Annotated in this window: 12 protein-coding genes; 2 read left to right on the forward strand and 10 right to left on the reverse strand. The window is 37.7% G+C overall.

The features are described from left to right. Window positions 1-17: 17 nt before the first annotated feature. The 3 genes from rpiB to BAU27_RS01025 form a co-directional block, all read right to left on the reverse strand. Window positions 18-461 carry a ribose 5-phosphate isomerase B gene (gene rpiB / locus BAU27_RS01015; protein ID WP_000869917.1) on the reverse strand — a complete coding sequence of 148 codons (444 nt, stop codon included), beginning with the start codon at window positions 459-461 and terminating at the stop codon, window positions 18-20. Window positions 462-557: 96 nt separating this feature from the next. Then, window positions 558-998, reverse strand: a complete 441-nt coding sequence (locus BAU27_RS01020) for a low molecular weight protein arginine phosphatase (protein ID WP_071744065.1) — start codon at window positions 996-998, stop codon at window positions 558-560. Between the two features lie 247 nt (window positions 999-1,245). Further along, window positions 1,246-1,743: a PTS sugar transporter subunit IIA gene (locus BAU27_RS01025; protein ID WP_002016294.1), complete on the reverse strand. Its 498-nt coding sequence runs from the start codon at window positions 1,741-1,743 to the stop codon at window positions 1,246-1,248. Window positions 1,744-2,130: 387 nt separating this feature from the next. Between BAU27_RS01025 and BAU27_RS01030 the strand changes: the two genes are divergently transcribed. Both BAU27_RS01030 and BAU27_RS01035 read left to right on the forward strand, forming a co-directional pair. Continuing rightward, window positions 2,131-2,517, forward strand: coding sequence for a DoxX family protein (locus BAU27_RS01030; protein WP_071769887.1), 387 nt, complete (start codon window positions 2,131-2,133; stop codon window positions 2,515-2,517). A 166-nt stretch (window positions 2,518-2,683) separates the two neighbouring features. Continuing rightward, window positions 2,684-3,295 carry a flavin reductase family protein gene (locus tag BAU27_RS01035; RefSeq protein ID WP_071769888.1) on the forward strand — a complete coding sequence of 204 codons (612 nt, stop codon included), beginning with the start codon at window positions 2,684-2,686 and terminating at the stop codon, window positions 3,293-3,295. A gap of 95 nt (window positions 3,296-3,390) precedes the next feature. Here the strand turns inward: BAU27_RS01035 and BAU27_RS01040 are convergent, their stop codons facing one another. The 7 genes from BAU27_RS01040 to prfA form a co-directional block, all read right to left on the reverse strand. After that, the gene (locus BAU27_RS01040; protein ID WP_000197479.1) at window positions 3,391-3,669 is read right to left on the reverse strand and encodes a DUF3935 domain-containing protein; all 279 of its coding nucleotides are present in this window, start codon (window positions 3,667-3,669) and stop codon (window positions 3,391-3,393) included. A 232-nt stretch (window positions 3,670-3,901) separates the two neighbouring features. Continuing rightward, the gene (locus BAU27_RS01045; protein ID WP_071769889.1) at window positions 3,902-4,450 is read right to left on the reverse strand and encodes a manganese efflux pump MntP; all 549 of its coding nucleotides are present in this window, start codon (window positions 4,448-4,450) and stop codon (window positions 3,902-3,904) included. 77 nt (window positions 4,451-4,527) lie between these two features. Next, a complete protein-coding gene (locus BAU27_RS01050) occupies window positions 4,528-5,568 on the reverse strand; it encodes an L-threonylcarbamoyladenylate synthase (RefSeq protein ID WP_071769890.1) in 1,041 nt (346 codons plus the stop codon). A 108-nt stretch (window positions 5,569-5,676) separates the two neighbouring features. After that, on the reverse strand, window positions 5,677-6,135 hold the full coding sequence (locus tag BAU27_RS01055; protein ID WP_071769891.1) for a GNAT family N-acetyltransferase: 459 nt from the start codon (window positions 6,133-6,135) through the stop codon (window positions 5,677-5,679). A gap of 49 nt (window positions 6,136-6,184) precedes the next feature. After that, the gene (gene spoIIR / locus BAU27_RS01060; protein ID WP_139254596.1) at window positions 6,185-7,057 is read right to left on the reverse strand and encodes a stage II sporulation protein R; all 873 of its coding nucleotides are present in this window, start codon (window positions 7,055-7,057) and stop codon (window positions 6,185-6,187) included. 101 nt (window positions 7,058-7,158) lie between these two features. Beyond that, a complete protein-coding gene (gene prmC / locus BAU27_RS01065) occupies window positions 7,159-8,010 on the reverse strand; it encodes a peptide chain release factor N(5)-glutamine methyltransferase (protein ID WP_071769893.1) in 852 nt (283 codons plus the stop codon). Further along, complete coding sequence (gene prfA, locus BAU27_RS01070; protein WP_002094338.1) at window positions 8,010-9,077, reverse strand: peptide chain release factor 1; 1,068 nt, start codon at window positions 9,075-9,077, stop codon at window positions 8,010-8,012. The genes prmC and prfA overlap by 1 nt, the downstream gene beginning before the upstream one ends. Between the last annotated feature and the right edge of the window lie 343 nt (window positions 9,078-9,420).

Raw genomic sequence — 9,420 nt, forward strand, 5'->3', positions numbered from 1 at the left:
TTTATAGTTAGAATCTATTACTTTGTTTCGTACGTTTTAATTTTTCCTACGCGGTTTTCGTGACGGCCACCTTCATAGTCAGTTGTTAACCAAATTTTTGCGATATCACGCGCTAGACCAGCCCCAATTACACGCTCGCCCATAGCTAGCATGTTAGTGTCATTATGCTCTCTCGTCGCTTTCGCACTAAAAGTATCATGAACTAACGCACAACGAATACCGTTTACTTTGTTTGCCGCGATTGACATGCCAATGCCTGTCCCACAAACTAAAATACCACGATCTACTTCACCATTTGCGACCATTTCTGCTGCTGGAAACGCAAAATCAGGGTAATCAACAGAACCAGCTTCACATTCACAACCTAAATCAATATATTCAATATTTAATTCTTCTAATAAACTTACAAGTTCTTTACGGATATTCATACCGCCGTGATCAGATGCTACTACTACTTTCATTTTTACCCCTCCAAAGTTTCAATCAATTATCTTCATTTCACACTCGCTTCCTTGATGGAACGAAGTGATCTCCAATATCGTATTATACACGAAACATTAACCTTCTGAATGTTTTTTCAGGAAAGTTTGTACAAGTTTTTCCATCTCTTCTAGCGTTTCTTTATAAATAGAAAGCGATCCGCCAAATGGATCTGAAATATCCTTACTTATACCCTCAGCTAATCCATATAATGTATCCAATTTCTTTTCAACACTCGGATAATGTCCAAGTACAATTTGCTTATGGTTTTCCGTCATTGTTACTACAATATCCGCCCAATCAACCAAAGTTTCATTTACCTGCTGCGCGGCATGATCGATTGCAATCCCCTTTTCAGCTAAAGCTTCCTTTGCACGTACCGACGCATCGCTTCCAGGATAGGCGAAAACACCAGCAGATTGCACTTCAAATTTACCTTCTCCGTAATGACGAAGCAAAGCCTCAGCCATCGGACTACGGCATGTATTTCCAGTGCAAACAAATAACACTCGTTTCATCTAAACCCACCCCTTTTTTTCTGTTTCCTACCATTTATCATAGCGTACATTAGAATAGAACAAAAGAAATGTGAATATACGAAAGGCGCATTTCTCTTATATTTTTTCTAAGAAAAATGCGCCTTATCCACATATATGTGAAACCCTATTTCCAAGTGCCCAAAGTATTTTACCATACATGATGAGCACACTACAAAACAAAATAAGGAATCCATTTCATACGAAACAGATTCCTTTCATACAATAATTATTTCATTGTAACTTTCATTACTTCTGTTGAACCTTTTGTAGCTGTTACACCTACAGTTGTCTTAATAGACTCAGCTGCATCTGTGTTTGTAATAACGATTGGAGTAATTGTACTTTTCGCTTTTTCACGAATTAATTCTAAGTCGAATGAGATTAATTTATCTCCAGCTTTTACAGCTTGTCCTTCAGAAACGTGAGCTTCGAAACCTTCACCTTCCATTTTTACAGTTTCTAATCCAACGTGGATTAAAATTTCTGTACCGTTTTTCGCTTTAATTCCAATAGCATGTTTCGTGTGGAATAATTGTACGATTTCACCATCAACTGGAGATACAACTACACCTTCAGTAGGATCGATTGCAACACCGTCACCCATCATACGACCAGCGAATACTGGATCTGGTACTTCTTCAATATTTTTCACTGCTCCAGTTAATGGAGCTACGATTGTTTCTTCATTTGTTTTTGAACCAAAACCGAATAATTTTTTAAACATAGGATAGTCCTCCTTATAATTTACCTAAAAGTTTATAGGGCAATCTCTATTCAAGATCGAAATACACGTAAGACTTCATACTTCGAATGTTATACTGTAAAAACGCTTTCGAAATAAATTATGCCATTACTACTAGACTCTTATTGTAGCGCCTCACAAAATTCCAGTCAATTCTGATTGTCTGAATAACAATAAGAAGTTAACTTCTACTTATATTTTCTCTTTTTTTCACTTACTTGTCTAGAGGTCTTTACAACATTTTATTTTTTGTTGTTAATTTGTAAAATTTCTTTCATAATTTCTTCAAAATACACTTGACTAAAGTAAGTAACTATTTTATTATTACTTACATAAGGTAAGTTAATAACTTTTAGGAGGTTTTTAAAAATGATGGATTTCGGTCTTCTTATTATTCGTCTTATTATAGGTATTACATTCATGGGTCATGGTGCTCAAAAATTATTTGGTTGGTTCGGTGGTTACGGTTTAAAAGGAACAGGTGGCTGGATGGAGTCAATCGGTTTACGTCCTGGTGTATTCATGGCATTTATGGCTGGCGCAACTGAATTATTAGGTGGTTTCTTATTCGCATCAGGTATTTTCACTGCAGTTGGTTCACTATTTATCGTTGGAACGATGTTAATGGCAATCTTCACTGTTCACGGAAAAAATGGTTACTGGGTAACACAAAACGGATATGAGTATAATTTAATGCTAATCGCTGTTGCTGTTGGTGTAGCTTTAATCGGACCTGGCGCATACGTTTTACTTTAATATTTATCTCGATTTCAAGATGTTTACTTAAAAAGAGATTACTTCAGTATAATTGAGGTAATCTCTTTTTTACATCATTAAAAAAATATTATTTCCAGCAGGAGTTTTCCACTAACATCTTGTAAACAAACAATAAGTCGTCATATTCAGAAAGGGGATTACAAACATGCTATCAATTAATCCAAACGAACAAACTGAAAAAGATAATTACAAATTACTTACAGGAAGTATCATTCCACGCCCTGTCGCTTTCGTTACTTCTGTAACAAAAGACGGCGTATTAAACGGCGCACCCTATAGCTACTTCAATATCGTCGCAGCCAATCCACCAATTATCTCAGTTTCCGTACAACGAAAAGAAGGAAAACCAAAGGATACTTCCCGAAACGCAATCGAAAAAGGCGAATTTGTCGTACATATTTCTGATGAATCTTACGTAGAAGCAATTAACGAAACGGCAGCTAACCTACCTCCTAATGAAAGTGAAATCGAATTAGCAAAACTAACACCGATCGACAGTGATGTCATTTCAGTACCTGGGGTGAAAGAAGCAAACATTCGAATGGAATGTGTATTAGAACGTGCTATCCCGCTCGGCGGAACTGAAGACTCACCAGCTTGCGACCTACTAATTGGCCGCGTCGTTCGCTTCCACGTCGCAGAACACTTATACGAAAACGGTCGCATTCACGCAGAAGGACTAAAACCAGTAAGCCGCCTAGCAGGACACAACTACGCAAAACTAGGAGAACAATTTGAATTGGTGAGGCCTGTTTAAAAGCGGAAGCGGCTCGCTCAGAATCGCAGGACACTTCGATCGAGAGAGCTCCATCACCCAAATATAAAATCCCCCGCTAAAAGCGGGGGATTTTTTCACTGTAATTCTTCCTTCTTCTCCTCTAATGCAGGTAATTTCTCTTTTTTAGATTTACCAAGCTTTATTACAAAGAAATATAAGGAAAGCAATGTAATAAGAAAAACAATTAAAAACGGGTATGGAGAATAAAAAGTACGTGCTGCCTCCGTTTTTCCTGCAACAAACTTCAATGACTCAATATCTAAAAACTCGGCAAACATCTGTACACCGAGCATACTAAACCAAAAAACAAAAAAACTAATAATAATACCAAAAACTTGCTTCAATCTCGTCATTCATCTCATCCTTTCTATATTTGCAATTTTTTAGTGCGATCAATATAGTACAAACAAAACTATGTACAGAAAGGAGTCATCTTACCATTCACGAATTAATTTAATCCAACCTAACATCGAAATTCGCAAAATAATACCCAAAATTATAAGTCTTCTTAGCCATCGAGGAAAGAAGGTTAAAAACTTAACATACCATCCCCATAACTTGTTCATAATTCCTTCCTACATAAAATTATATAGGAAAAAGGATATATAATCCAAATCCAACTAGAATGATACCACCTACTATTTCACCATATGTACCAAGCATACCTTTCGCATGTCTACCAATTAATAAGCCAACCCATGCCAATAGCATGCTTACAAATCCAAACAGTAATATCGTAATAATCGTCTGCGCACCATAAATCCCAAGACTAAGACCTACTGAAAAACTATCTATACTGACACCAAATGCAAATACAAATAAACTAATTCCAATTGGAGCAGTTCTAGTCTCTTCGCCTTCTAAAATAGACGAATATACAATATAGAACCCTAGTCCAATTAATAAAATAGCTCCCGCAAAATTCGCGACATCCCCATACCTCTCTGATAGAAAACGTCCTAGTACCATTCCAATAAACGGCATAATAATATGAAATATCCCTATCGTCATACCGATATAAAGGATTTGTCTTAACTTTAACGTTACCATCCCCATACCGAGGCTCACTGAAAATGCATCCATCCCTAGGGCGAATGCCATAATTATTAAAGGTATTAGCTGTTCAAGCGTCATTCATGTCCCCCCTCGGACGTGCTACTTCACAATATGCTTATCCGAGGAGAAATATTCTGTTTGCTAAAGGTACATTATCATTCAGTAATAATATGATGTCCCGCTGCTTTTGTTAAACGATTCATAATTGCATTTCCTATTCCTTCATTCGGGAATGATTCACTAAAGATAACATCTACTTCACTTGCATCAAACGTTCTAAGCACATCATATAATTTAGTCGCAACGCTAGCTAAATCACTTCGCATACCACAAGATAATACAACATCAGCACTATATACATGTTGATACTCTTCGGTCGTTAATACACCTACTTTAAATCCTTCTTTCTTTTTCTCATCCACAATACGCTGAATAAACTCACGGGATCCTTCAACAATACTAAGTGGTGCTTTCGGTGCATAATGTATATATTTCATTCCCGGTGATTTCGGTTTTTCTTTCTCATCCTTTAAAGCTGGATCTAAAGAAACATTTCCTATCACTGCTTCTAATTGCTCCTTCGTAATCCCACCAGGACGTAAAATCGTCGGAATGTCGCTCGTACAATCAATTACAGTTGATTCAACGCCTACTCCTGTTGCCCCGCCATCAACGATACCAGCAATTTTCCCGTTTAAATCTTCATACACATGAGAAGCTAATGTTGGACTTGGACGTCCAGAACGATTCGCACTCGGTGCTGCAACAGGCACGTTTGCTTCTTCAATAAGAGCGAGCGCTACTGGATGATCTGGCATCCTCACTCCAACTGTATTAAGTCCCGCCGTAACCCTCTCTGAAATCCCTTCTTTTCTCGGCAAAATGATTGTTAATGGACCTGGCCAAAAATGCTCCATTAACTTTTCTGCAACCGGTGGAATTTCTCTTACAATACCATCTAACTGAGATTTTGTTCCTATGTGGACAATCAGTGGATTATCACTCGGTCTCCCTTTCGCTGCAAAAATTTTCGCTATCGCTTCGTCGTCCATTGCGTTTGCTCCTAACCCATATACCGTTTCTGTCGGGAAGGCTACCGCTTCATTTTCTCTTAATAATCTCGCTGCTTCTTTTAACTGTGGATAAAATTTTTTTCTTTCCACAACATTATCCACAACCCACATATTTGTATGCATTTTTTCCCACGTCCTTTTCTACCATGAAATACTTGTCTATTTTTAGTTTACTATGAGATTTATCCAAAAGACAAACAAGGTTTATCCACAAAATGTGGATAAACCTTGTTAATCCGTGGATAACTTTGTGAATAGCTGACAATTTAGTATTATTGCATTTGGCTCTTTTATATTTTTACAAAAGTGTTCTAATTGTCGAATTCCCTCTGGAACTTTCTCTTTCTCTATAATGACAAAGTTGAAAAACTGAAAGATTGTCACAGATTGTGGATGGTTTGTGAGTAAGTACAATTGTCGAATATTTTTTTCTTTCATATACTGCAAAAACATTTCAAAAAAATATAAGAAAGTCTGCTTATCCACATTAGGTGTGAATAAACAAGAACGAATAAGTGCATCTTCTTCACTTTGTTCATATCCAATTACAGCTCGTATTTCTCCCGCCTCTTCCAAAATCATAAATTGCGCGTACAACTCATTTATTTTATCATCTTTTTTATTAGCTTGTCCGAAAAAAGAATGCAATCTTTCCACATCTGCTTTCGTAGCAAAATACACGTTCTTCATAGTAAATCCCTCCTCATTTTTATATATGAGGAGGGATTTACTAATAGTACTATTTAGAGAATAAAGATGTAAAAGCTTCGACGATAAATAATTTAACCTCTGGTTTTTCTTCTTCCTCTTCTACTTTTACATACTCATTTTGCTTTTCTTGTTTTTGCTCCACAGATTTCTCCACTTTTTCCACAGGTTTTGTTTCTATTTTTTTTACAGGCTGTTCTTCTACTTGCATTTCATTTTTCACTACTTTCTTTTCAGGCGCTGTTACCTTTTCAGCTTTTTCCATCTTTACTACTTTCTTTTCTTTCACCTTATCATCTTTCTTCTCCGGTACATCCATTAATTCCTCATCTGATTGTTCCACCGGCTCTTCTTCAGGAGATTCAGCTTTCACAACATGTTCTTCTTTCCTTACAGCTGTACCACTCGAAAAATCTAAGAAACACATCGGTGGAAATAATACACACCACCAGTTTGCACCTTCACCTTTTCCAATTGTAATAAGTACCGCTTCATATTCTCCTGCTGGATAAATAAAATTCCCATATACCTTTGTAGGAAACTTCACATTCTTACCGAATTCCACTTGAAAAGTCTCTTTACTTCCTTCTCCTTTCAGCGTATTCGCCACTGTCTTTTCAATTTCAGGAATATGATTTTGGATTACTTTTTGAGCTTCTTCAAATGACGTTAAATCCGCTACCCATCCATCGATTTGCGCTTTCACTTCATCACGTACTTTACGTTTTAATGCCTGATCTTTATCGGAATCACTATTAGCTAAAATACGTAATCGAACGGCCTCTTTCGGAATAACAGTAGGCCCTTTTGCATCAGCTTTCATATATCCAAACTGCACAAGTAACTGTGCACCAATTAATAATAAAAGAAAATAAGCAATAACTTGTTTTTTCATTTCCTCCACCGTCCCCTCTAGAAACAGTGTGGACAGAGTTACTTCTTTCTAAACTATTAAATTCAAAATCTATATAAATTTTTTCAAAAAAATAGAGTAAGGTTTTAACCTTACTCCATCTCTGCAAATACCATGCGATCTTTTCCATTAATATCAAAGACAACTTCAACGTGAGCGTGCGGGAAAGTTTGCTGTAATAATGCTTTTACATCTTCACCTTGCCCTACACCAATTTCAAACGCCACAATCGCCTTTCTCTTTAATACGTTCGGCAATTCCTCCATAAAACGACGATAGAAATCTAGTCCATCTTCACCGCCAACAAGCGCCCTTTTCGGCTCATGCTCTTTCACAACAGTAGAAAGACCACGCCAATCTTCCTCCGGTATATACGGAGGATTTGAAACAACGACATCTAACTTCTGACCAGTTTCATAAAACGGAGACAGTAAATCACCGTGATAGAACGTTACTTCCGCTCCTAAAGCCTTTGCATTTTCTTTTGCAACTTCAATCGACTCCTGTGCAATATCTACCGTATACACATGAAGATTTTTATTTTCTAAAGCGAGCGTAATAGAAATCGCACCACTACCTGTGCCAATATCCGCTACATGAAGCTCCTCATTACCGAAATGACGCTCAATTCTCTCTAGGACTCCAACTATAAGTTCCTCTGTTTCTGGCCTTGGTATTAATACTTCTTCATTCACAAAGAACGATCGTCCATAAAACATTTCATAACCAATCATATATTGAATAGGAATACCTTCTACATGCTTGTGGATAAACTCCGTAAAGCTTGTCTCTTGTTCCGCAGTTATTTCTTCACGCATATTCATGAGCATTCCTGTTCTGTTCGTCTTTAATACATGACAAAGGACAATTTCTCCCGCATTCTCATCTCGTCCATTTTCTTGTAAAAAAGAAGAAGCCCATTTCAGGGCTTCATAGACACGCATTACTCAGCTGCCTCCATCTTTTGCGCCTGATCTTCCATCACTAAGGCATTGATGAAATCATCTAACTTACCTTGTAGGATTTGATCTAGCTTTTGAATCGTTAAGCCGATTCGATGGTCAGTAACACGGTTTTGCGGGAAGTTATACGTACGAATACGCTCTGAACGGTCTCCCGTACCAACAGCTTGTTTACGGTTTTGATCGTACTCAGCTTGTGCTTCTTGTCTGAATTTATCATAAACACGTGCACGTAATACTTTCATTGCTTTTTCTTTATTCTTAATCTGTGATTTCTCATCCTGACAAGATACAACTACACCAGTCGGTAAATGCGTTAAACGTACCGCTGACATCGTTGTATTAACGCTTTGTCCACCAGGACCACTAGAAGCGAACGTATCAACACGAACATCTTTTTCATGAATATTAATTTCTACTTCTTCCGCCTCTGGTAACACAGCTACCGTTGCTGTAGATGTATGAATACGTCCACCAGATTCCGTTTCAGGAACACGTTGTACACGGTGAGCGCCATTTTCGAATTTCAGTTTCGCGAAAGCACCTTTACCGTTGATCATAAAGATAATCTCTTTATATCCACCTAATTCTGTATAGCTAGCCTCAATAATTTCAGTTTTCCAACCTTGTACCTCAGCGTAACGACTATACATACGGTATAAGTCACCGGCAAATAAAGCCGCCTCGTCACCACCAGCTGCACCACGAACCTCAACGATAACGTTTTTATCATCATTAGGGTCTTTAGGAACAAGTAAAATTTTCAGACGTTCTGATAATGTTTTCTCTTGTCCTTCTAATTCAGAAACTTCTTCCTTAACCATTTCACGCATCTCAGCGTCTAACTTATCTTCTAACATTGCTTTTGCATCTCGTAATTGCTCACGAACATCTTTATACTCACGGTACACCTCTACCGTTTCCTGCATATCAGATTGTTCCTTTGAATACTCACGAAGCTTATTTGTATCGCTAATAACCTCTGGGTCACTTAACAATTCATTTAACTTCTCATAACGATCTTCTACAGCTTGCAAACGATCTAACACACCATTCACCTCTACATCCTAGTATCTAATACAAATAGTATATGGTACTTAATCAAAAAAACGCAAATTATATTTAAAAGCGGAGCCGACTGCTTAGGTCCAGTGGCTAAGGTTCTCTCGCACAGAAGACGCTTTTTGTCTTCTCGTGCGGGAGGTTCTTAGACTCAAGGACCTAGGAGGCGGAGCTAGATAATATTTAAAAGCGAAAGCGGCTCGCTCAGAATCGCAGGACACTTTCAGCTCTCGACCTTGAAGCGCTTTTTGCTTCGAGCGAGTGAGCGAAATGGCCGGAGATTCTAGCCGCTGGAGCTAGATAATATATTTAAAAGCGAAAGCGGCTTGC

Source organism: Bacillus sp. NH11B (genome assembly GCF_001884205.1).
Lineage (GTDB): Bacteria > Bacillota > Bacilli > Bacillales > Bacillaceae_G > Bacillus_A > Bacillus_A proteolyticus.